The organism is Planococcus soli, from assembly GCF_016881065.1.
GTDB lineage: Bacteria > Bacillota > Bacilli > Bacillales_A > Planococcaceae > Planococcus > Planococcus soli.
On the sequence record NZ_WXYN01000051.1, the window covers coordinates 811,748 to 835,357 of the forward strand.

General features: G+C 42.2%; 23 protein-coding genes. 10 read left to right on the forward strand and 13 right to left on the reverse strand.

Annotated features, from left to right (window positions below):
- Positions 1-24: 24 nt before the first annotated feature.
- The 4 genes from GJB59_RS18835 to GJB59_RS18850 all read right to left on the reverse strand — a co-directional run bounded on the left by GJB59_RS18835 (position 25) and on the right by GJB59_RS18850 (position 4,294).
- Positions 25-1,578: an ABC transporter ATP-binding protein gene (locus tag GJB59_RS18835; RefSeq protein WP_185959980.1), complete on the reverse strand. Its 1,554-nt coding sequence runs from the start codon at positions 1,576-1,578 to the stop codon at positions 25-27.
- Positions 1,559-2,407: an ABC transporter permease gene (locus GJB59_RS18840; RefSeq protein WP_142826280.1), complete on the reverse strand. Its 849-nt coding sequence runs from the start codon at positions 2,405-2,407 to the stop codon at positions 1,559-1,561. The genes GJB59_RS18835 and GJB59_RS18840 overlap by 20 nt, the downstream gene beginning before the upstream one ends.
- Entirely contained in the window at positions 2,407-3,360 is a 954-nt protein-coding gene (locus GJB59_RS18845) for an ABC transporter permease (protein ID WP_142826279.1), read from the reverse strand. Before GJB59_RS18845 ends, GJB59_RS18840 begins: the two co-directional genes overlap by 1 nt.
- A gap of 574 nt (positions 3,361-3,934) precedes the next feature.
- Positions 3,935-4,294, reverse strand: a complete 360-nt coding sequence (locus tag GJB59_RS18850) for a hypothetical protein (RefSeq protein WP_142826278.1) — start codon at positions 4,292-4,294, stop codon at positions 3,935-3,937.
- Between the two features lie 262 nt (positions 4,295-4,556).
- Here GJB59_RS18850 and GJB59_RS18855 point away from each other — a divergent pair, with 262 nt between their 5' ends.
- A complete protein-coding gene (locus tag GJB59_RS18855) occupies positions 4,557-5,237 on the forward strand; it encodes a hypothetical protein (protein ID WP_142826277.1) in 681 nt (226 codons plus the stop codon).
- Between the two features lie 239 nt (positions 5,238-5,476).
- Here GJB59_RS18855 and GJB59_RS18860 read toward each other — a convergent pair whose 3' ends face one another.
- A complete protein-coding gene (locus GJB59_RS18860; RefSeq protein WP_142826662.1) occupies positions 5,477-6,607 on the reverse strand; it encodes a 2-methylaconitate cis-trans isomerase PrpF family protein in 1,131 nt (376 codons plus the stop codon).
- A gap of 127 nt (positions 6,608-6,734) precedes the next feature.
- On the opposite strand from GJB59_RS18860, the gene GJB59_RS18865 reads away from it, so the two are divergent.
- Both GJB59_RS18865 and GJB59_RS18870 read left to right on the forward strand, forming a co-directional pair.
- Complete coding sequence (locus GJB59_RS18865; RefSeq protein ID WP_142826276.1) at positions 6,735-7,598, forward strand: LysR family transcriptional regulator; 864 nt, start codon at positions 6,735-6,737, stop codon at positions 7,596-7,598.
- A 185-nt stretch (positions 7,599-7,783) separates the two neighbouring features.
- Complete coding sequence (locus GJB59_RS18870; protein ID WP_142826275.1) at positions 7,784-9,091, forward strand: CitMHS family transporter; 1,308 nt, start codon at positions 7,784-7,786, stop codon at positions 9,089-9,091.
- 45 nt (positions 9,092-9,136) lie between these two features.
- On the opposite strand, the gene yyaC is transcribed toward GJB59_RS18870, so the two are convergent.
- Positions 9,137-9,727 (reverse strand): spore protease YyaC, encoded by a 591-nt coding sequence (gene yyaC / locus GJB59_RS18875; RefSeq protein ID WP_236015737.1) that lies wholly within the window; start codon positions 9,725-9,727, stop codon positions 9,137-9,139.
- A gap of 252 nt (positions 9,728-9,979) precedes the next feature.
- Here yyaC and tcuA point away from each other — a divergent pair, with 252 nt between their 5' ends.
- A complete protein-coding gene (gene tcuA / locus GJB59_RS18880) occupies positions 9,980-11,482 on the forward strand; it encodes an FAD-dependent tricarballylate dehydrogenase TcuA (RefSeq protein ID WP_142826274.1) in 1,503 nt (500 codons plus the stop codon).
- A 68-nt stretch (positions 11,483-11,550) separates the two neighbouring features.
- On the opposite strand, the gene GJB59_RS18885 is transcribed toward tcuA, so the two are convergent.
- The gene (locus GJB59_RS18885) at positions 11,551-12,453 is read right to left on the reverse strand and encodes a LysR family transcriptional regulator (RefSeq protein WP_142826273.1); all 903 of its coding nucleotides are present in this window, start codon (positions 12,451-12,453) and stop codon (positions 11,551-11,553) included.
- 369 nt (positions 12,454-12,822) lie between these two features.
- On the reverse strand, positions 12,823-13,515 hold the full coding sequence (locus GJB59_RS18890) for an AIM24 family protein (RefSeq protein ID WP_142826272.1): 693 nt from the start codon (positions 13,513-13,515) through the stop codon (positions 12,823-12,825).
- A 251-nt stretch (positions 13,516-13,766) separates the two neighbouring features.
- On the opposite strand from GJB59_RS18890, the gene GJB59_RS18895 reads away from it, so the two are divergent.
- Both GJB59_RS18895 and GJB59_RS18900 read left to right on the forward strand, forming a co-directional pair.
- Positions 13,767-14,651 (forward strand): proline iminopeptidase-family hydrolase, encoded by an 885-nt coding sequence (locus GJB59_RS18895; protein ID WP_142826271.1) that lies wholly within the window; start codon positions 13,767-13,769, stop codon positions 14,649-14,651.
- Positions 14,652-14,855: 204 nt separating this feature from the next.
- A complete protein-coding gene (locus GJB59_RS18900; RefSeq protein WP_142826270.1) occupies positions 14,856-15,536 on the forward strand; it encodes a protein kinase family protein in 681 nt (226 codons plus the stop codon).
- A 36-nt stretch (positions 15,537-15,572) separates the two neighbouring features.
- On the opposite strand, the gene GJB59_RS18905 is transcribed toward GJB59_RS18900, so the two are convergent.
- The 4 genes from GJB59_RS18905 to GJB59_RS18920 form a co-directional block, all read right to left on the reverse strand.
- Entirely contained in the window at positions 15,573-17,099 is a 1,527-nt protein-coding gene (locus tag GJB59_RS18905) for a PH domain-containing protein (RefSeq protein ID WP_142826269.1), read from the reverse strand.
- A complete protein-coding gene (locus GJB59_RS18910) occupies positions 17,096-17,590 on the reverse strand; it encodes a PH domain-containing protein (RefSeq protein ID WP_142826268.1) in 495 nt (164 codons plus the stop codon). Before GJB59_RS18910 ends, GJB59_RS18905 begins: the two co-directional genes overlap by 4 nt.
- Positions 17,591-17,804: 214 nt before the next feature.
- Positions 17,805-18,836, reverse strand: a complete 1,032-nt coding sequence (locus GJB59_RS18915) for a DUF4097 family beta strand repeat-containing protein (RefSeq protein WP_142826267.1) — start codon at positions 18,834-18,836, stop codon at positions 17,805-17,807.
- On the reverse strand, positions 18,829-19,152 hold the full coding sequence (locus tag GJB59_RS18920; protein ID WP_142826266.1) for a PadR family transcriptional regulator: 324 nt from the start codon (positions 19,150-19,152) through the stop codon (positions 18,829-18,831). Before GJB59_RS18920 ends, GJB59_RS18915 begins: the two co-directional genes overlap by 8 nt.
- A 718-nt stretch (positions 19,153-19,870) precedes the next feature.
- Between GJB59_RS18920 and GJB59_RS18925 the strand changes: the two genes are divergently transcribed.
- Positions 19,871-20,272 (forward strand): hypothetical protein, encoded by a 402-nt coding sequence (locus tag GJB59_RS18925; RefSeq protein ID WP_142826265.1) that lies wholly within the window; start codon positions 19,871-19,873, stop codon positions 20,270-20,272.
- A gap of 161 nt (positions 20,273-20,433) precedes the next feature.
- On the forward strand, positions 20,434-20,589 hold the full coding sequence (locus GJB59_RS18930; protein WP_185959979.1) for a hypothetical protein: 156 nt from the start codon (positions 20,434-20,436) through the stop codon (positions 20,587-20,589).
- Between the two features lie 124 nt (positions 20,590-20,713).
- Here GJB59_RS18930 and GJB59_RS18935 read toward each other — a convergent pair whose 3' ends face one another.
- Entirely contained in the window at positions 20,714-21,448 is a 735-nt protein-coding gene (locus tag GJB59_RS18935; RefSeq protein WP_142826264.1) for a Bax inhibitor-1/YccA family protein, read from the reverse strand.
- A 183-nt stretch (positions 21,449-21,631) separates the two neighbouring features.
- Here GJB59_RS18935 and GJB59_RS18940 point away from each other — a divergent pair, with 183 nt between their 5' ends.
- Positions 21,632-22,615, forward strand: a complete 984-nt coding sequence (locus GJB59_RS18940; RefSeq protein ID WP_142826263.1) for a ketoacyl-ACP synthase III — start codon at positions 21,632-21,634, stop codon at positions 22,613-22,615.
- Positions 22,616-23,054: 439 nt separating this feature from the next.
- Entirely contained in the window at positions 23,055-23,378 is a 324-nt protein-coding gene (locus GJB59_RS18945) for an IDEAL domain-containing protein (protein WP_142826262.1), read from the forward strand.
- Positions 23,379-23,610: the final 232 nt, after the last annotated feature.

Sequence of the window (23,610 nt, forward strand, 5' to 3'; positions counted from 1 at the left end):
TTGGCGGTGTTTTATTTTGTTTTTTCAAGCTCTAAGTCCTGGCATGTAGGATAAGAGACGTTTCGTGTATGGAGTAGTTGTTAATAATATTGAACTTGCATCCACTTCTTCTAAAATAACTCCTTTTTCCATTACATAAATTCTTTGACAAATGGCAAGAGCAACTTGAATATCGTGTGTAATGAAAAAAACAGCTAAATTTTCTTTCTTATTAATTGATTGAATCAGTAAAATGAGTTTTGCTTGGGAGCTCATGTCTAAGTTGGCAAACGGTTCATCCAGCACTATTAATTCTGGGTCTACTAATAGTGCACGGGCTAATGCAGCACGTTGTCGCATACCACCTGACAATTCGTGAGGGTATAATTTGCCATCTGAAGAAGACAAACCGACTTGTTGTAATACAGCATCAACTTTCTCTTTTTTCACTCCTTTTTCTCCTTTTTGATAATCCAAACCCTCGCCGACGATTTTTTCAACGGTCCACCGCTGATTGAATGAAGCAAGAGGATCTTGGTGAACCCATTGAATGCCTCCAAGGAAAGGCTGTTCCCCTAACCATTGGATGTTCCCGCTCGTACATGTTTCCAATTGCAGCATCAGCCGAGATAATGTGCTTTTGCCTCCTCCGCTTTCACCAATCAAACCAACTATTTCTCCCTTCCCTATATGTAGCGATACATCTGTCACCGCTGTAAGTTTTTCTTGTTTAAACCAATTCTTCTTTGTGTAATATTTGGTCACATGCTCAACTTTTATAAGAAGTTCCTTATTTGAGTGCTTTATTACTTTAGTGGGTCGAGCAAGCAGAGAATAATCTAATAGCAATTGCTTCGCTTGATGGGAGCGGGGGGCAGTTAATAGCTTGTTGGCCGAAGCCCACTCTGCTATTTTTCCATTACTCATAACTATCACTTCATCTGCAATTTCTGATACAACTCCAAGATCGTGAGAGATAAATAAAACCGAACTTCCTGATTTTTGTCTCCAGTCTTTGATTAGTTGGATCATTTCAGCTTGTGTTTGCAAATCGAGTGCAGTCGTCGGCTCATCAACGATCAATAGAGAGGGATTTAGTGCAATGGCTAGCGCTAATTGAACCCGCTGTCTCATACCCCCTGAGAGCTCGTGGGGATAGGAACGAAAAACTTTTTCGACATCGTTCAACTTCATTTGATGAAGCAGATGGAGAGCCTGTTCCTTTGCATTTTTTTTTGATATAGGAGAATGGGCAGCGAATAACTCTAAAAAATGCCGGCCAATGGTTTGAATCGGATCAAACGTCTCCCAGGTATCTTGAAAGACAATACCGATTTCTTTTCCTAGATAATATTTTTTCCTTTTTTTATTCATTGAGAGTACGGATTCTCCAGAGAATTTGACAGAACCGGACAGAATAGAAATACCGTTTGGTAGTAAATCAACAAGAGCCCGAACAGTCAAACTTTTTCCTGAGCCACTCTGACCGATGATTGCTGCAATAGTGTCTCTTCGAACAGAAAAGGAGATATCTGAAACGATTACTTGCTGTTGTTTAATAATCGTTAATTGGTCGACTTCAAGAAGAAATCCAGTCATTTTCATTCCCCTTTCTAAACTGTGGTGCCGCTAAGCGATCCTGTAGTCTGTCACCCAGAAAGTTAACCGTCAAGATAGTGTACATGATGCATCCGGCAGGAAATAGGGCTAGCCACCAAGCTCCTGAAAGTAAGTGGCTTTGGGCACCCATTAGCATATTGCCCCATGAAGGTTCTTGAGGAGGAATACCAATGCCTAAAAAACTAAGTGTGGCTTCTGCAAGAATTGCATGACTGATTCCGCTGACGGCCAGCACAATAATGGTTGGTGTACACTGAGGCAACATGTGGCGGTACAGTAATTGAAAAGGGGATGCTCCAACTATTTTTGAAGCCTGAATGAACACATCTTTTTTTATATAGATGAGTTCGGTGCGAATCAAGCGTGCAATAGGCATCCAACTAGTTAAGCTAATCACTAAAATAACGGCTACCGAATCGGAAGAAAACACCATTTGCAACCCAATCATTAATAATAAAGAAGGAATACTCAAAAGTGCGTCGATTATGCGCATCAACAGGCGGTCAATTCGCCCTCCTATTAATCCACTGATTGCGCCATAAACGACTCCCACGACGACAGAAACTAGCATAGCTACTAAACCTATGGCTAGGGAAACACGTCCGCCATATAAGAGTCGAGATAATACATCTCTGCCAAGTTCATCTGTCCCGAGCAAATGAATAGAACCTGGAGGTTGCAGTACGCTGTTCATTTGAACTGTGAGTGGATCATGTACAGTAAGCAATGGAGCAAAAATTACGGCCATGATAAGCACTCCAAATGAAACAACAGTAAAAACAGAGAAATAACGGCTTTGTTTGCTCATCATTTTTCCTCCTCAATCACTTGGTTACGTATTCGCGGGTCAATCCAAGCGCAAAGAAGATCAACTAATAAATTAACCATGATCACAAAAACCATACTTAGCATAATAATAGCTAGTAGGACGGGGTAGTCATTCGAGAGTGCCGATTTTAATGCTAGGCGCCCGATGCCAGGCCACGAAAAGATGGTTTCCACTACAACCGAGCTTGCCAGTGAAACAGCTAGAGACATACCTGCATATGAAAGAATAGGAATTGCAGCATTTGGCAATAGATGATTTTTCAATATAGTCCATTCCGAAAACCCACGTGCTTTCAAAGCGAAGATAAACCCAGCATCTTTGGTGATTATAATATGATTGCGCAAAAGCCGGACATAATAACCAACATGCGATAAAGCGAGGACGAGCGAAGGAAGCAGAATATAGCGGAGTTGTCCGTTTCCCATTCCGGATGTAGGCAAAATTCCAAGGTAGACCGAGAAAAAAACCATGAGCATCAAAGCGAACCAGAAAGGGGGGATGGAAAGAAGGATGAAACTGATAGCAGTTACTGCATGGTCATAAATTGAACGGTGCTGCAAACCAGTAGTGACACCAAATACTACAGCGAGGATGAGGATGAGGAATTGAGAAGACAGCAATAAAAGAAATGTTGGCTGCAATGTTCCAGCAACTACAGTTGCGACTTCCATACCGGAGATGGTGGAATGCCCCCACTCGCCTTGAAAAACTTGTCCTATCCATTTTGCATACTGTATTGGCAATGATTCATCAAGTCCTAAATTTTCTATAATGCGGAGCCGATCGGCTTCACTTAACTTCTGCAGTTGATTTCCGTACATAGCTGCTGCCGGGTCACCTGGAAGTATGCGTATGAAGGCAAAGCAAATCATGCTGCCAATAACCAAAACAAAGAGTGATTCGACTATCCTCTTTAAAATAAAATACCCCATTATTCTCCTGCTTTCTAAAAATCACTTAATTTTGAAAGAAATATCATCAACTCCATTCCTTCATTTTATCATACGAATACTCCAGTTTAAATCATAACGGAACAACCCATCCCTTTACTGAGTAGACTTTTCTAAAAAGTGTCAAAGACAATTTAGGTGAAAGAACATGATTAGCCCGATCATTAAACTAAACTTAAAAATCAATATATAGTACTGTAAATGCTCTATATGAAGCTGAATAAAAATAAGTTCATCATCAACAACTTTCTGGGACATACTTAATATTTAAGAATTTAAATAATAATTTAATTATAAGCATTTGTTGTTCTCTGCTTTTCTGTAAATTCACACGGCAACTTCCAGAATCGAAGCTTCATCGGAATTGATGAGATTTCTAAATAGCTTACATATCAGTAGTTATCGGAAAGGAAAAAGCAGGAAGAGAGCTTTTCTCTTACTTTTCATCTGGAAAATGTACTTTTACAAGCACTTTTAAAACGTTGAATTAAGCGCGCTCTTAAGTTTTAAATGGAATACTTATCTCTTAAGCCCAAGTGCTTTTTCAGCCAGTATCCTAAATTGTCCGACGGCTTAATTCTTTCTGAATCATTTCAAGCTGGGCGGATCGGAGCTTGCGTTCGTATGGAATCGTTTCGGATTTCGGCTTGGCGAGATAGTCCTCATTATACTTGATCTCCAGGTAAAGGATGTCAGTAGACTCCATAACGGCATGGCGGTGGGACTTTTCCACTTCTGCTTCGATTTTCCCCATTTCATACTCTGCTGGATCTCGCTGAGCAATTTCGGCTTGAATTAGCGTTATTGCTTTCAGATCTGGACTCTTTTCATTGTTCAATCGTATCAGCCGTTCATACAACTTCTTATTCGTCATTTTTTTAACGTTCGCTTCACTGAATTTCGAAAATATGTTCATCATTATCCTCCTTTAAAGCTCTGTTGGTGTAATTACTAAAGCATTTCGTTCACATAAAACGAAATTGGTTGTTCAAAATAGGAACTTTCGCTGATAAGTACACAGTACCATAACGGAATCAACTCCTATAGACTTAAAGAGATTAGGGTAGTTCAAGTCGCGCATATTAATTGTCTCAATTTCCTATAGCATTTGTTTGTGCTTGGACATTGTCCTTCGTAATTAATACAAAAAGTGCAAAAATGAAATGAGGGCTTTTAGAATGATTGGAAAACTTTTCAGGAAATTTTTTTTTAGAGATCACGGGCTGTCATCAACAGAGTTCGCGTCATTATTAGGCTATAAAACATGGAAAGAAGCTCAAGGAAATACCTATGCCATGTTCTTTACTGAAGGGGATGACTGTTGGTTTGCGACAGAACTTTCTGACGGTCAATGGGCGGTGTGGAAAGAAGAAGGAGAAATGCCCTTTCCTTTTACGGTGTTTTCTACTCGGAATGAAGCGATTGAACATCTACGAGTCTTGTTCATGAAAAGTGCCTTACCTGAAAGCCATTGGATCGAGGAAGCACCAAAAAAGAAAAGCAAAGCCTTCGTTGATAAAGAAACTCAAATGCAAATCTTGCTCTTTGGGAACCCCTTGCAATTTGCTTGTGAAACACTGGGTGTGAAAGATATGAGAATTCGTGAATACGCGGAAGTCTTTACAGTAAGCATGGAGGATGTATATGACTATGCTTTGAACCATGGACTTCCGCAAAGTGACTTGATGAGGGATCCGCTGATTGAAGGGTTTCATTATTACAAGAAAGACGGCAAATGGCACACTTTTTTCAGGGAGAGAGGACAGACATTTGACGAAAAGAAGTTTGATGACGAGGAGCTTGGAAAAAGATACATCATTAAAACCCTGGTGCAATTAAGTGGCACGGGATTGTACTAACACTTACAAGCGCAAAGGGCCAATAGGCGCTAATTTCTTAAGCTTTTATTCAAGGTTTTATGAGTTTACATATTAAAGACTATAATAGTGCTTGAGTTCGGTAACTGGAGTATGAAAGATAAAAACCCTTGAATAAAATTAAACCTAAATAGCGGTCACTTTTTAAAAAGTGATCGCTATTTAGGTTTAATTTCTCAAACAAATATACGAATGATTAAAAATTTTTAATAGGTGTTTTGTCAGGCCAAAGCTTCACTAAAATCATATTTATTTTTCGTATAAACATACCCTTCTAAAATTAGTCTAGCGGTGCGAACGACTTTTATATTGCTTATATGGCCAGCAACTAAGTCTACTTTAGTTTCAATGATGCCTGATGGGTGGCCTAAGCGCAACACGGTATTTTCGACTTGGACAACATCATTTAAAATGGTATCTGTTAAAAATGCGCCTGCTGTTGTGCAAATAGCGCCTGTGATTGCCAATGCCTGATGGGGTTTTTGCATGGACATCATTCGAATTCGACAATCCATTTCATCTGCTTTCCGTTCAATACCGTTAACATCCAGATAAGTTTCAGGAGGGGCAATAATCGTGAGTTTAGGCACGGCAGGCGATTTCACAGTAGCTTCTTCTTTGGTTGAAAACAAGCACATTTCAGCTGCCGCTGAACGGATTTCTTCTAATTCTCTAAGTTTTTTCACAGTAAACTCATGAGGCAATTCCGAACCAGTCAATCCTACATCTTCTGCTTTCACAAAAACCAAAGGGTTGGCGACATCAATAATGGAAACTTCAAGCAGGCCGTTTCTTGTTTCAATCCGGTCAATTGGATTTTCAGTCGGGAACAGTTTTCCAGTGACGGCACCTTGCGCATCAGTAAAGGATAAATAGATAGGAGAACCGGTCCCTGGAACACCAGGAATCGAGCATTGTCCTTCTGTTTTCACTCGCCCATTTTCCACTTCGACTTCAGCGATGATTACTTTCTGTGTGTTGGTATTAAAGATTCTGACCACAGTCACTGGCTCCAATGCTGCAACCAGTCCTTGCTCTATGGCATATGGGCCGACCGCGGAAGAGATGTTCCCACAATTCCCTTTAAAATCAACCAACTGATTTTCAATACTCACTTGTGCAAAGGTATATTCTATATCGATTTCTTTCATCTCCGATTTCTTTATGATCGCAGCTTTACTTGTCAAGGAGTTTCCTCCACCAAGACCATCAATTTGTCGCTGGTCGGGACTTCCCATGATATCCAATAAGAAACTGTCCCAGAGCACACGATCCTCCGGCATTTCCTCGTAATTGATGAATATTCCTTTACTGGTTCCGCCGCGCATGACGGCAATCGGTACTCTCATCAGATAAACCACCTTTCTGAATATTCTATTGCTTCTAAAAACATAGTATGATAATTTGAATCATAAGTGAAATAGATATTTTATTCACTATCTTATTAAAAAAATTTATAACATAGATGGAGTGATCGAAATGGATGAAAAAGATTGGGAAGCTATGCAAATCCTATATGAAGAAAAAAATATCAGTCGGGCTTCAGAACGCCTATACATTTCTCAGCCCGCCTTAACGTACCGCTTAAAAAATCTGGAGAAAGAAGTGGGAACAAAACTTTTTTTCAAAACGAAAAAGGGAATTGAACTGACGTCGGAAGGAATCTATTTAGCCCAATACGCTGAAGAAATGACTACAAAACTTCAAAACACAAAAGATTATATTCAAAACATGCAACAAGAAATTCGGGGAACAATTCGCTTAGGAGTTTCAAGCAATTTCGCGCAATACAAATTGCCTCCATTGCTAAAGGAATTTTTGACCACTTATCCAAACATCCAATTTAGTGTAAACACGGGATGGAGTTCAGATGTAATGGGACTGCTCAATTCATCAGGTGTTCAGCTGGGGATCCTGCGCGGCGATTACAATTGGACGGGATCGAAAACGTTGTTACAGACGGAGCAATTGTTTTTAATATCAAAAAAAGAAGTGGACTTAGAGAAAGTGCCGGAACTGCCTTTTATTAATTACAAGACGGATAGTTCGTTAAAAGACATCATCAATAAATGGTGGCATAACCAGTATATTGAACCGCCAATGATTACAATGGAAACCGACAGACAGGAAACCTGCAAAGAAATGGTGAAAAATGATCTAGGAATTGCCATATTGCCGGAAATTTGTCTTCGTCCTTCAGACCAGCTGTACAAATACCCGTTGTTTTACGAGAACGGGGAACCAGTAACCCGGGACACGTGGCTAATGTACAACCAGGAATTTTTGAAGTTATCGACAGTGCGAACATTCATAGACTTTCTTAATGGTCATCCCTCCTTTTAAATAATGGCGATTAGAAGGTCAGCCAATAGATTATAAGTATATTTGTTCATTTCTAATAAGATTTATCTATTTTACTTATTAGATTAGATGAAATATTCTTATAACTAATTCAAGTCGCTAAGTAACCGGAAATCAAAACAGATTTTTCGTAAATGTAAGCGAATACATTCAAAGGGGGAATTCTTATTCTTACATTTTTAGGGGTGTCAATGGTAGTTGTTTTTACGTATCTGATTATGGCGAAAAAGATGTCGCCCGTAGCGGCGTTAGTAGTGGTTCCAATATTCTTTGCTTTGATTGGAGGATTTTGGTCAGGGCTAGGGGATATGATGATGGAAGGGTTGAAGCAGGTTGCTCCGTCCGCGGCATTATTGTTATTCGCGATTTTGTTCTTTGGCATTTTGATTGATGCCGGCTTGTTTGATCCATTGATTAATAAAGTTATGAAAATCGTCAAAGGGGACCCGGTAAAAATTGCTTTGGGTACAGCTGTCATTGCGATGATTGCGTCATTGGATGGCGACGGAACGACCACTCATATGATCACCATTTCAGCCATGCTGGCGCTTTATCTGCGCTTAGGCATGAATCCATTGGTTTTGGCTACAATCTCTATTTTGTCCGTAAGTATCGTCAGCGGCATGACACCATGGGGCGGACCGGCAACACGGGCCATTGCATCGCTTGGTCTGGATGCCAACGAATTCTTTATTCCGATACTACCGACGATGCTGGCGGGGATGCTCAGTATTTTGGCAGTGGCGTATTTGTTGGGCAAAAAAGAACGGACGCGGCTTGGCATTATTACCGTGGAAAAGATTCCGGCGTCCTCAGAAAGCATGCTTCAAGTAGCTGCTACTCACGCCTTAGAAAACGACTTGAAACGGCCGAAACTGATCTGGGTTAACTTGATTTTGGCGGTAACAATTATGACGATTTTGGTGATGGGGTTATTGCCAGCACCAATCAGTTTCTTAATCGGCTTTGTCCTCGCAGCAACGATTAACTATCCTAATTTAAATCTTCAAAAAGAACGAATTCTGTCCCATGCCGGAAATGCCATTACCGTGGTGGTGCTTGTTTTTGCAGCCGGAATATTCTCGGGGATCTTTTCTGGAACTCAAATGGTTGATGCAATCTCCAATTCGTTGATTTCTATCATTCCGGAATCAGTAGGCTCGTTCTATCCATTGGTGGTAGCGATTACCAGTATGCCGTTTACATTCGCGCTTTCAAACGATGCCTATTACTTCGGCGTTTTGCCGATTCTGGCAGAAGCGGGAGCTGCTTATGGCGTCAGTCCGTTGGAAATAGCGCGTGCATCTGTTTTGGGTCAGCCCATACACTTCCTGAGCCCGCTTGTTGCATCCACGCTTCTAGTTGCCAGCATGGTGCAGAAAGACATTGGCGAACTGCAGAAGTTTGCCGTTAAATGGGCCTTTATCTGCTGTATGGTCATCATTGCAGTAGCATTTATCACAGGAGCCATATAAACCCAAAAAAGGATTCCGCCATTCACGGTGGAATCCTTTTTGCTTTTATTCTGCTTTGTCGCTGTCTAAAATAATCTGCGCAATCAGCTTAGCCAGTTTCATGACCGTATGGAGGCGAGTGTCGTTCAAAAACTGGGAACTGGGAAAAGGATCGAGGTAATTGATGATGCCCTGGAAGTGGTAGTCGCCCACTTCCGGAAGCATTTTTTCAAGGGCTTTTCCGGGAACCAAGGGCCCCTCGTTGAATAGCACATCGCCTACTTGCTCCTTTGTTCCGAGGCTTGCGTCAATGCTAATCAGCACAGGATTTTCATTTTTCCTGTAAATTTCTCTTAAAGCGATTTTTAAGTTAAATGCATGAATCGGTTCTTCCAAGGTACCGAATACCCGATGGGTGATTCCGTTCTCCAGCATCATGCTGCCGATTAACGGGCCGAGCGAATCCCCGATGTAACGATCCGATCCGATACACAAGAAAACCACCTGACGCTGTTGCTGCTTCGCTTCCACAAATATTTGTTTCAGCTTTGCAATCAGCAAGGCCATCTCTTCGTTACCAGTCTGTCCATTGAAATGTAAGAGTGCCTTAACCGGAACTTGTAAATGTGAATTTTTATATTTCCGAAAAGTATGCATGGATTCATACCACCTTCGATTATATTTGTAATTGTGGCTATGTCCTCATTATAGCTTTAGAACCACTCCGATTGGTAGGAAAGAGCTTCTATTTCAGAAGCTTATGAGATATAGATTAATGATAAGAAGAAGCTATTTAAAAATGAATTTTAGATAAAATTGCTTTATGATAAATTATAGATTTTTTTGATTTTATTTTCTGACAACTTAGCTTTATGATGAAAGCAAGAGGGAATATAAGGAGGAACAAAGATGACAGAGAAAACGAGTGAATATGATGTAGTTGTGATAGGAGCAGGGAATGCAGCACTTTGTGCGGCGATTTCCGCCCATGAATCAGGGGTGAATGTGCTGGTGCTGGAAAAAGGGCCGCAAGAAAAAAGAGGGGGCAACTCTTTTTTCACGGATGGTGCAATCCGGTTTGCGTATAACGGGATGGATTCCATCAAGGAAATTGTCACCATTACGGAAGAGGAAGCAGAAAAGATTGAGATGCCGAATTACAGTGAGGAAGATTATTATAATGATCTCATGCGTGTGACCGGCAACCGAAGTGAGCCAAGCCTGGCGCGGCAACTCGTATCGAAATCGTATGAGACGATAACCTGGATGAAGGACAATGACATCACGTTTGAACTGATTTATGACAACCAGTCGTTCGAGAAGAATGGAAAGCGACATTTCTGGGGAGGTCTGCCGATAAAAACGGCAGACAAAGGTGTGGGGCTGATCAAGCAATTAAACGAACGCGTCAGCAAACTGGGCATCGACGTTTGGTACGAATCTGCGGCAGTTGGATTGAAAAAAGAAGCGGACCAAATTACCGGAATCGTCATCACTCAAAAAGGAAAAGAGTTTACTGTAAACACAAACTGTGTAATCCTCGCTTGCGGCGGCTTTGAAGCGAATAAGAAAATGCGGATGGAATATCTAGGGGAAGAATGGGAAGCGGCCATTGTCAGAGGAACGGAATTCAATACGGGAGATGGGCTTTCCATGGCAGTGGAAGCCGGTGCAGCCACTTTTGGCCAGTGGTCAGGATGCCACTCGATCGGCACGGATTTCAATGCACCTCGAGTTGGCGACTTTACAAAACCGGGAGATATCTTCAAAAAACACTCATATCCGTTGGGAATCATGCTGAATAAAGACGGCAAGCGTTTTGTTGACGAAGGTGCGGATCTAAGAAACTATACGTATGCCAAATATGGCCGCGAAATATTGAAACAGCCTGGACAAATGGCAATCCAAATATTCGACGCTCATGTCAAGCCATTGCTTCGGAAAGAGTATGATTTGGAAGAGGCATCGGAATACAAAGCGGATACGCTTGAAGAACTGATTGCCCAATTGCCGGTTGATAAGAAACAATTTTTAGAAACAATTCAAGAATATAATCAGGCTGTTCAAGAAGGCGAATACAGTCCGAACGAAAAAGATGGAAAAGGGACAAAAGACATCACCCCTCCGAAATCGAATTGGGCATTAAAAATCGAACAAGGCCCATTCTATGCGTATCCGGTCGCTTGCGGCGTCACCTTCTCGTTTGGTGGACTGCACGTGAATCCCAATGGCGAAGTATTGGATAAAAGTGGCCAATCGATAGACGGGCTGTTTGCAGCAGGTGAGATGATCGGCGGTATTTTCTATGATAACTACCCTGGCGGATCCGGGTTGATGTCCGGTGCCGTATTCGGGAAAATTGCAGGAGCCACAGCAGCATCCCGTTCAAAGCAAGGAAAGGTAAATGTGTAAAGAAGAGGCAACGCGATAAACCCCTGGCTAATTTATAGCCAGGGGTTTTGTGTTCTTGAAGGAACATTTTACATAGATGAACCATCAGCTAATCCCGAATCCGTTTCACAAGGAGCGGAAGAGCGGGTTAAAAAGTCGATGAAGTTCTGGACTGCCGGATAAAGGACGTCCGTTTCTTTGTAGATTAGCCAGGTTGGTCGGTCGAGAGGATTCCCATTTTGATCCAGCAGGGTCACTTTGTGGAGATCAGCCATATCCGTCACGGCCAGTTCCGGTACAATGGCATACCCCAGCCCTCTGGAGACAAGCTTCGTACATGTTTCGATATTATCAATCTCCATATTGATGGCAGGAGGCTGTGAATAATTGCTGTACCACCAGCTGTCCATTATCTGCTGAAGTTTGGGATCGGTATTGAAAACGATGCGTGGCTCTTTGGGCAGGCTCGGCAAATCAATGGGGTCTTTGGAAATGATGCACAAATTTTCCCGGTTCAACAGAACCTTACTGCTCTGCCAGTAAATATCGCCGCGCACAATTCCAAGGACGATATTGTCCTGTTCTATCTCCTTCAGCACTTCATAGCTCCAGCCGGTAAACAGCTTGAATTGGATATTGCTGTATTTCTCGGAAAACTCCTTTAGCACATCGGGCAGGATGAAACGAGCATAATTACTGGAAACCCCCAAGCGAATCATTCCAGCAGACTCTTCAGTTGTATTAAGCAAATGATCTTTTGTCTGTTGGAGCTTTACAAGCATTTCTTTTGCGTACTTTACAATGTATTCTCCTTGAGGAGTGAATTTGATACCCTTTTTGTCGCGCCATATGAGCCGAACACCAACTTCTTCTTCCAATTGATTTAAACGGTAAGTAATAGCCGGCTGAGAGGTGAAAAGTTTATAGGCCGCTTTAGTTATATTTTTTTCTTCATAGATTGTTGTAATAATTCGCCAGTCTTTTTCATCCATATTTATCACCCCTTATAGGAAGTATACTCTAATTGATGAAATCAAATTCTAAAATTGAATATTACCATTGTCTTCATTAGGCTTATTACAGGAGATAGAGCAATCTTAATTTACTGCAGAGGATACAACTTATTATAGAGGGTAATCTCTCTATCGTAGATTTGTATATGTTCGCAAAATACTTATTTAACGAATAAACATATACCAGCTTGTTTTATTTAAAAACCTATATATAAGAACCCCCAGCACCCTAGTTCTAGCAGGTTTGCTGGGGATTCTCAATTAATATACAAAGCCGAACTTGAAGCAGATATAGGACAGCATCGGGAGTGGAATTCTGAGCTCAACTCCGCTTCTTGTAAAATGAAATCAGCCCTGCTGCGCGTGATAGACTTCCTCAAACGGCTGTACGACGACAAAGCCATTTCCGGTAAACTTCATCTGCACCGATTCTCCGCTGCCTCTGCCAAACAAACTTTTCAACTGAATATCCGTCACAAAATCAGGCTCCAAGCTGCCGGACCATGCAACCGTTGCATTCGGATCTGTGAATACGGGACGGTCAGGCGTAACGAGCAAGGTAAGCGGCTCATAATGTGAAGTGAAAGCGACAAGTCCTTTTCCTTCCAAACGAACATTAAAAAGTCCGCCTGCCATCATTCCGGCGACACGGCGCATGAGTTTGATGTCCCAATCGAGACCATCCTGAAAAGCGAGCAAGTCATTGCCGTTAATGAAGATGCTTTCACCTTCTAAATCCAGTATGGTGATCTTTTTGCCGCTATCGGCTATATAGAGTCTTCCGTTGCCGTTAGCTTTCATAAGTTGTGCACCTTCGCCGCTAAAAGCCTTCTTGACGAATTTTCCCAGTCCGTGCTCAAGCATGCCTTCGCGTTCAAATTTTATGTTCCCTTCATAAGAAATCATTGACCCAGCTTTTGCCCAGACAAGGCCGTTCAAGTTTACTTCCAATAGCCGGTCTGTTTCGAGCTCGAAAAACTCACGGGCGCTTTCATCTTGCTTAGTTTGTTGAACAAATTGATGGATGGAGTATTTTGACATCATTAATTCCTCCTCTACTGTAATAACAGTATGTACGTTTAAAAAGTGAAATAGTTCCAACAATATGGAACAGCGCTTAGAATACCGGACATGTACAAGTTATCCATCCATATGGCAGTTGTATAGAAGAGTCACAGCAATCGAGCTGTATGCAAACTTACCAGTCTTCATGTTGTTGTGTAATAAAGGAGTTTATTCATCTTGAAGGGAAATAGTAGTAGAATAGCTAGCAAAAGAGGAGGTAAGTATGGATGAAGAATGTCACAGAAGGTTTTATCCCCGTAACAGGAGGAAACGCATGGTACCGGATCAGCGGTGACGGTCCGGGCATCCCACTGCTGATTTTGCATGGAGGGCCAGGGTCCAAAAGCAGCGACAATGATCCACTTCGGCAGTTGGGAACGGAACGTCCAATTATCCACTATGACCAGCTCGGATGCGGCAAATCAGATCGGCCAACGGATACGAAGCTTTGGACAGTGGAGCGCTATGTAGAAGAGTTGGAGCAAGTCATTAAAGCGTTGAAACTGGAAAAAGTTCATATTCTCGGCCATTCCTGGGGGACGATGCTGGCAGCTTCTTATCTATCTAAAAAGCCAAAAGGCGTCTGCAGCATTATTTTCTCTGGACCAGCGTTAGATGCACAAAGGTGGGAGCGGGACCAGCGGAATTATTTAAAGCAGTTTCCGCAAGAGATCCAGGATACGATTGAACAGAGCGAACGGGAAGGGACGACCGACTCTGCTGAGTATAAACAAGCGATGATGGACTTCTATAAAAAACATATGTGCCGGGTCGATCCGTGGCCAAAAGAGATGCAGGAGGACTTGGATGAAATGAACCAGCAAATTTATAACTTCATGTGGGGAGCTTCTGAATTTACCGTCACCGGTACATTAAAGAATTTTGATGCGACTGGATACTTGCATGAGATTGAAATCCCGGCACTGTTTGCATGCGGCCGCTTTGACGAAGCCACTCCTGAAGCGACAGAATATTATGCAGGGTTGGTTCCAGGTGCAGAATTCCATGTGCTTGAAAATAGTTCCCACATGCCGGGGATTGAAGAACCAGAAGCGTATCTCGAGATGGTACGCGAGTGGGTGAATCGCCAGGAATTGCGGCCGGGCGCGTAGAAGCAAGAAGGCGTGGCTATAAAGCTTTCAGGCATTTAAAGTAATCTCAGGAGCGCAAAATTTAGAACAGGCTGCATCTGTGCTATCATAAAGAATAAATAGAAGGCGAACAATAATGCGAAAATAAACCGCCTTGATTCGAAAAAAGAGCGGTTTTTCTATACGTGAAATTTAGGTAGTTGAAACTTCAAAGGAGAGATTGGCATGAATCACCACAACTGGCAATCAGCAGCACAGTCTCTTGCGGGCATAACGGTGACAGCGAGTCCCAACAACGAACCAGTCGCAATACTGGGCGTTGCGGAAGGATTTCGCTGTATCGGGGTTGGGACAGATGCAGCTGTATTCCAGTCCGATTCGGCTCCGGAATATGCATTTAAAGTCTATGCAGAAGGCAAGCAAGACAAACTGGAAGCTGAGGCGGAAGTATACGCACAGATAGGGTCGTCACCTTATTTTTCAGAATGCTACGGAAAAGATGACCGCATGCTCGTTTTAAAATTCGAAGCAGGGCCGACTTTGTTTGATTGCCTGCTTCAAGGAATTGATGTACCCGAGCAGGCAATAGAGGATGTGGAAGAGGCACGCGACTATATTCGGCATATCGGTTTGAATCCGCGGGATATTCATTTAAAGAATATCATCTTGCAGAATGGCCGTGCGAAATTGCTCGATGTCTCTGAATACATCAAGCCCGGCAATGATTTCCGCTGGGAGCATCTGAAAAAGGCTTACGAGGAGTACTATCAAATTATAGATGGCAAACCGGTGCCGTTTTGGCTGCTTGATACGATCCGCAAATGGTACCACCATTGGAACCGTTATTCTTCTTCATTTGATGAATTTATGCGCATCGTTTCCAAGCAGATGAACTATCGAAAGTGAAAAAAACTCTTTGCCAAAACACAGGCAAAGAGTTTTTTAATTGGCGGTATCCATTTCAACTTCTTTCATGCGGCCGCGATACCAGTGGCTAAAAGTACTGGCCATTGAATCCGGCACATCCTTCAGATAGGAAGTATGAATAGGCCGGGCACGCGTAACCGTTTGAAAAGAAGAGAGGCCAAACTTCCGTTGAATCCGATTTTGCGTGATTTCAACTTCAACAATTTTCTCGCGTTTTGTGACGAATAAGGTAGAAGTAAAGCCGCCGTTTTTCAGCTGGATCAACTCATCATTCAAGCAATAGCGTGTGTGCAGAAAATCCAGCACACGGGATATGAAAACGAAAGCCAGCAGGATACTTGATGCGATCCACCAGGTGTTCTCAATTCCCAAAAATTCAGGCTGGAAATAAATCAGCACTGCCGTAGCGATGATCCACAGCCAGCTTGGCACGAGCAGGCGAATCCAAAGCGCGCGTCGCGGCAAGCGCTTCATGTCTTCCTGGATGCGGTAGCCTGGCAGCAATTCAGAAACGAGCGTATATGCTCTTTTCTTCGGCAAAAAAGGGTAAAGCGAGCTGATGCTCATATCTTCCGGCCCCATCGACAGGCTGCCGGCGCTGATCAGTTTCACTTCAGCGAGGCCGAGAATCCGCTTTGTAAACGTTTGGGTAATTTCAATGGCTTGTACCCGCTCTTTAGCAATTGAAAAAGCCGCTTCCGATAACACGCCTTTTTGGATATAGACACGCTGGCTGTCGGAAGAAATTTTGTATTTCCCATATTTGATAAAGGAATGGATAATGCCAAAAACAAAAGAGGCAAGGACCATCAGCCCAACTGCCAGGATGATAAACCAAGGCGAACTAACCAAAATTGCGCCAATTCCGTCTAGCCGTTCTTCAAGTCCGAAAAACTCGGAAACATTATAATAAAGCGAAGCAAGCAATGGAACCAACAGCAAAAAGCTGAACGATGTCATGGAAGCCTTTAATAAATCCCGTCGTGTTGGTTGGAAATGGATAACTCGCTCTTCTTGCGATTTACGTATGACTCTTTCAGTTTCGGGTGCTGCATCGGCTCTGTCAACATTTGTGCGTACTTCTGAAACCAAAGACTCTTTCTGCTCCTGCACAGCCGTTTCCAGCCGAGCGGCTTCATTTTGGGTCACCACTTCGAATTTTACCGACGCATCTTCACCGGCAATTCCGGTTTCAAAGCGAATGGATGTTAAACCGAGCAAACGGTGCGCAAATGATGTGTGCCGGTTGATGTTTTGTACTTTTGAAAATGGAATCGATTGGTCGGTTTTGCTGAAAATGCCTCTCCGCAGATAAAACCGCTGATCGTCCAGTGCGTATGTAGTGGTCAGCCAAGTTAAAACCGATGATACAAGAAACCATAGAAAAAACAGGAAAAATGCATAACGGCCGTAAACAACATATAGGGAACTGTTGTCACCTTGAAAAACGAATAAAACCAAAAAAATGAAAACCGAATTCCGAATCAGTCTGCCGATTTTAAAAAGGATTTGGATTGGGTGATGGCGTTGGGCGGCAATCATTGCTCCACTTCCTTGATCTTGGCGAAATGGGCAATGCGCTCCCGAAGTTCGGCTGCTGTTTCTTTTGGCAGTGCCGGAATTGCATGGCTCGAACCCATGGTTTCCACTGACAGGGAAGCCAGTTTGTATTTGCGCATCAACGGGCCTTGGGTTAAAGAAACTGCCTGGATCTTTGTCATCGGAACCAACTGCTCTGTCCGGTTCCAAATTCCAAACTGAAGATGCAAAAACTCTTCGTCTAAATCATAGCGCCAGCTTTTAAAAGTAAGTGGCGGGCTGAGCACGGACCAAACAAGGCCAATCAAGAAGATAATCGCCAGGCCGATGAGTATCCAACCAATCCAGTTGTACCAGTCAAATCGCCAATCCAAGTAAAACAGGACAGCTAAGACAACGAACGCAATCAGATTGGAAATAAGTTCCTCTCTGCGCCAGTAGTTGATGGCATTGGGGGAGAGGGAATGCCGAGGAGCTGCATTAAAGTCATTCATCTGTATAGCACCACCATTTTCACAAGATAGTATTCTATACGTACATATCGTTGCAAAGTTTCAAGGAGAAAAGTTCTTGTTATAAAGATGTTAGGTAATAAATGTGAATTTGAAGAGGAACACCAAAAATAAGCCGCAATTATATATACTATTGCATCTTCAAAAGTTGCAGAAAACAGTCCGAAAGCTTTTGTGAATAGCTTTCGGACCGCTTTTATTTACTGGCAAGTTGAACTGTAATTTCTCCATAATCAGATTGTAAATCCACAGAATGGTCGCCATTTCCAAAAACACTGTGTCTGTTTTTTAAACCGAATACCGAAACGGTTCCCCAGTCCACTTCTGCGCGGATGGTTGTATTTTGCGGCTGGGTCCATGTTTGGAGCATAATGGAACCGTTGTCCGTCTCCAGCTTGATGTTCCGCTCAAGATCGTTAGTCAACAGGTGGATGCGGCCGTTATCGGTTTTTGCATGAACGTTGCTTTCCACTTGTTTCATGACGATGGCGCCGTTATCGGATTTAGCATCCAAATTTCGGGCCCGGACATCCTGAAATTTCAGTTGGCCATTGTCGGTCTCCGCTCTCAATTCTTTCGCCAGAATGGATTTCAACTCGATTTCACCGTTTCCAGATTGGAATTCCGCATCATCTACGGTTAGTTGCGAAAAATGGATGCGGCCGTTATCTGTTTCTACGAGGAGCTCTGTACACTGGAGGCCATCACCAGTGACGTTGCCATGATCCGATGCGATTTGAATTTTTTCATAGATTTTCGCCGGCAACTGAACATTGAGTGTTGGTGACTTCATGCTTCCGGTAAAACTGAAGATGCCCCATTTTCTTTCTTCTCTCAGTGAAATGACCAGTGTTCGATTCAAAATATCGACAGACAGCTGCTGGCGATAGCTTTTGTTGATGGCATCAGTATGCATTTTTCCATCTTTTGACGGAGAGATGAACAAGATGCCATTTTCAATTTGGATGTCGACCTTGTCAAACTTATCTTCGGCCAGGTCGTTGATAGCCGATGCAAAATCTGCTTGGTTACCGTCGAATGACTCCATCAGTTCTTTAGCAATTGCTTCTGGAGCCCCAAGTTCTGCAGCGATTTCACTATCGGTTTTACCATCTGCCTGGCCATTTGCAAAATACTCCTGGATGTCTTGCAGGATATCGATGCGTTCTTCTTGCGGCATTTGTGTCAATGCGGATTCCAGTTCCTGCAGAAATTGTTTTTCAGTCATTTTGCACACCCTCTTCAATTAGTTGGTTAACCCCATCCGTAAACCTTTTCCATTCTTCAAGTTGTTCCTGCAGATAAGTTCTGCCGAGCTCAGTAAGCGAGTAGTACTTCCGCGGCGGACCTTCGTTTGATTCCTGTAAATAGGTGGTGAAATAGCCATCCTTTGTCAAACGGCGGAGGAGAGGGTAGACGGCACCTTCTGAAATTGCAATGCGGCTTGAAATTTTTTGTACCAGTTCATACCCATAGCGGTCCTGTTTATCCAGAAGAACGAGTACACATAAATTCAGTGCACCTTTTTTAAATTGGATATTCAAAAAGAACAACACCTTTCTTCGCTATTGTTTTATAAACAGTAGTAGTTAATAAATAATATAGCATAAGCTATTGTTCAATGCAAGGTACTGGATTGACTTTTGAAACTTCGATCTGAAAGGTTAAACCAGCTGCAAACCATGTATTTATATTGAATACTCATTAATGTGGGGGGAGGAGGTACAGGAGTAGAAAAAAAGTTTTTCTTTTTCCTTATTTTAGAAAAACATTTAACAAACAATTTCTTATAGTGCATTAACCGTTGAAGAGATAACTTGATCATCGAGCGGCATGATAGTTCCTTTTCTATAGAGTCATAGGAGGGAGATGTTCATTTGCTGTATGAGCCCGTTGAAGCCTAAAGATTCTCGACATGCTACAAATGAGTTTTTTTTGATCTAACCAGATATCGCATTAAAGTATATAAGAAAAACTTATTGTTATCTGAATTAAAAGAATATTATATAACTCTTTACATATTTTGTGATATATTATAGTCTGATTGTAGTGTTTATTTAAAGTATTTAAATAATAATTATTCGTAATTTTAGGTATTAAGGTAATTATATTAAGTTATAAAGAACTATTTAAAGTGAAAACTGTCTAAAATCATTTAACTGAAAAATTAGTTTTAAAAAGATGTTAATAGAAGGCACCTTCCATTATTTAATTAGTTTTTCATTCAAAATTCCATTTATGAAACTTGAAGGAGTGGTTAGCATGATTGCACTAGATCCACAGGCAATAGCGGCTGAGGCAATAGGAAAATATTTGGATGCAGAAGTGGAATTGCACACAAATGTTTTGCGGTTAAAAAAGAAGCGGACGGCCGAAGTGCAGAGGAGCCCTGATATGCTTGTTGGCTTGTCGCTGGATCTGAATGTTTCATTTAGATTTGCCGGTGATGCACATGAAACAGTTAATCAGGCTGAAGTTTTTCTTTTGCCTGAGGAATTGCCGGTTTTTACAGAGGCGCTGATACAGAACCCACTCTTGCTGCCTATCAGTTATTCGCAGCACTTGTTTGTGGAATGCGGAGTATACTGCATTCGGTTAGCTTCACAGGAACCGCCAGAAAATTTTGCGCAGCGTCTTTCTGAGGCCCTTCATCTGCTTAAGTAAAAAATCCAAATTGTGCGAGTGACCGCGGCGATTTGTACTTCCGAAAGAGGCTCTTAAAAATTTGTATCAAATATCTAAAATATATTTCATGCAGTAAAGAATTCTGACCGCGATGTACGGACTACTTTTTATGAGGAACTATACCAAGGAGGATGATTTAGATGACTGCAGTGATAAAAGAAGAACAAACAATGGGTGCTACTGTGAAAACATATTTGGAAATGTACCAGGAATTTATCGGCGGCTATAAACAATACAAAATGCAGAAGGCAGTTCCTGCTGCTAAAGTAGAAAAGACTCAAAATACTGCGGAATAATAAATTTGGACATTGGTTATATATTTTTTGAGACTAGCATAAAGCCGCATCCTGAAACCATATATGGTTTCGGGATGCGGCTTTTTCTAACGTAACAAAAAGCGTCACGAAGGACGTTTTACTTTTACCTGCTGCGGATTTTGGACAGCAGCCGAAGAATTTCAAGGTAAAGCCAAACCAACGTTACAAGCAATCCAAAAGCACCATACCATTCAAAGTATTTCGGTACTTGTTTCGCAGCTGCATTTTCGATAAAGTCAAAGTCCAATACCAAGTTCAACGCGGCGATAATCACGATTACTACGCTGATGCCAATACCAAGAGGCGTCGATTCGTGCAAATGCGGAATGTTGAAGCCAAAAAATCCGCCGACAAAAGAAATCAGGTAGACAAGAAAAATGGCACCTGTAGCAGCAGCAATACCGATTCTGAAGTTCTGGGTGACTTTGATCAGGCCAGACTTATAAACGAGCAATAAACTCAGCAATACGCCGATCGTAATGAGTACTGCCTGAAAAACGATGCCGCCGTATTGAGCTTCGTATTGTGCCGACACAGCACCGAGAAACAATCCTTCCAGCAGTGCATAGATAGGTGCAGTATAGGGAGACACTTTCGGTACAAAAACAGTGACAAGCCCCACGGCCAGTCCGCCGATAGCACCCACGAGAATGAGCGGCAATACGCTGTTCGGACTCGTGACAAACTGATTCCAGGAATACACAAAAGTCACTAACAAGAGCAGCAGTAAAATGAAGGTTTTGTTCACTGTGCCTTGAATGGTCATCTTGCGTCCAGTGTCGGATTCTTTAAAATTCTGGAACGCTTCGGTTTTTAAACTCGGATTTCCACTTCTCACATTTCTCACCTCGCAAAATAGTTGGAGCAAGCTCAATTATATCCTTATAGTCGAAAGAAATACATGTTTCAATCAGTCCTTACCGATGGACACCAAAAAAATAAATCGAACTTCACAAATTAGTACCTAATACTAATAGTTGATGTTAGAATAAGGCGAGGACACCATAAGGGGGCGATTAAAATAAACACTTCGAAAGCCAGAATTACAGCCATCGGTTCATATGTACCTGAAAAGAGGCTGACAAATCGCCATTTAGAAAAATTAGTCGATACAAATGATGAATGGATTATCCAACGGACCGGAATAAAGGAACGTCGGATTGCTTCAGACACTGAATTTACAAGTGATATCAGCATTAAAGCTGTTGAAAACTTAAAGGAACGCTACAATAAATCACTTGACGACGTCGACATGATCATTGTCTGTACCATGACACCCGATTTTAAGACGCCGAGTGTCTCTGCATTAGTGCAAGCAAAGCTGGGCATAAAAAATACAGGTGCAATTGACCTCAATGCGGCCTGTTCTGGATTTGCGTATGGTCTCCATATGGCAAACGGCTTGATTACATCCGGATTGAACAAAAAGATTTTGGTGATCGGTGCAGAGACCTTTTCTAAAATCCTGGATTATAGTGACCGTTCGACTTGCATCTTATTTGGAGATGGCGGAGGAGCAGTTATGGTGGAATACGATGAAGAAAAGCCGAGCTTTATCGAGTCTCACATGGGAACCAATGGCGAGCTGGCGAACAATCTGTACTGCACAGATCTTTCGACTCAAATGTTCGGAAACGAATTGGCTGTCAATGGATTTGTAAATCAGAATGGGCGTGAAGTTTACAAGTGGGCTGTCAATACCGTTCCAAAAGGCATGACGGCATTGATGGAAAAAGCAGGGTTCGATAAAGACCAAGTGGATTGGTTCGTTCCACACAGCGCTAATCTTCGCATCATCGAGTCGATCTGCAGCAGAAACGGACTGCCTCTTGAGCGGACGATATACAGCCTGGAGTATTATGGGAACACATCTGCCGCATCCATTCCTTTGTCGCTGGACAAAGGAGTTCAGGAAGGCAAGATCAAACCGGATGATAAACTGCTCCTATACGGTTTTGGCGGTGGCTTAACGCATGCCGGTATGCTCGTCAACTGGTCGATTTAGCAATAGCCGAAAACACAATCAACTGTAATAGTAAAATACAACACCTTCATCGCTGGCTTTAATGCAGGTTCAGATGGAGGTGTTTTTTCTATGCAGTAATTTTTCAGCTTTAAGCTCAAAACGGCTGCCAAGTGCAGAAGGTTATTGCCTCAATTTAACCGATTTTCAGTTATCTCGAAACTGAGGCAAATAGTTTGTGTTAACGGCCGGGGAGCCGTAGAATTGGACTTAGCAACAAGTTCCTGTTACTTTATTCCAATGGCTATTCCGCTCGCCAGTTGAAAGTAAGTTCTTCACCTCTTGTTGCACTGGGCAAAGCTACGAAATTCTGCGGTTGACGTTTGCTGATTCTGTTTTAGGGAAATAGTGATTAGAAGCCAAAATTATGATTTTATTTTGAATTAATGAACGATAAATAATGTAAAGAAGGTGCATAGATATGGTTACGAATAAAACGATTTTGAAAACAAGTGATTGGGTGAAAGGCAAATCCCGCCACGACGAACTGATCATCGGTTTCATCGATTCCATGAATGTCCTTAACGAAGCCGTAAACGTCACAGTAGTGGAAAGCGACAACGAGGAAATGATCGGCATGACCATTCCGATGTCAGTACATCAAGTAGAGAGTATTCCAGAGTCTGATACAAAAGATGCGGCTCAACTCGGTTTCTTGATCGATCTGGCGCTTGCAACAGACGATAAAGAATGGTTCCATGAACTATCCGCACAGTTGAATGCTAAAAAAGAAGCCGTCAACTAAGCTGTAGTTTTATCACAAATTCCTATAAAGAGCATTCGTCTATTCGTGGACGTATGCTCTTTTTTGTTTTTAAAAGCCTAAAGGCAATTTAATGGAGTTCCAGCGGCCAATACAATTATTAAAACAGTTCAAGTAATGTTGACTGAACATTCCCTTATTGTTTGACCTGAACATCGGGGCAATTTATAGTTGTTATATTAGGGAATAACTCTAAATTGGCCTTAAAAAACCA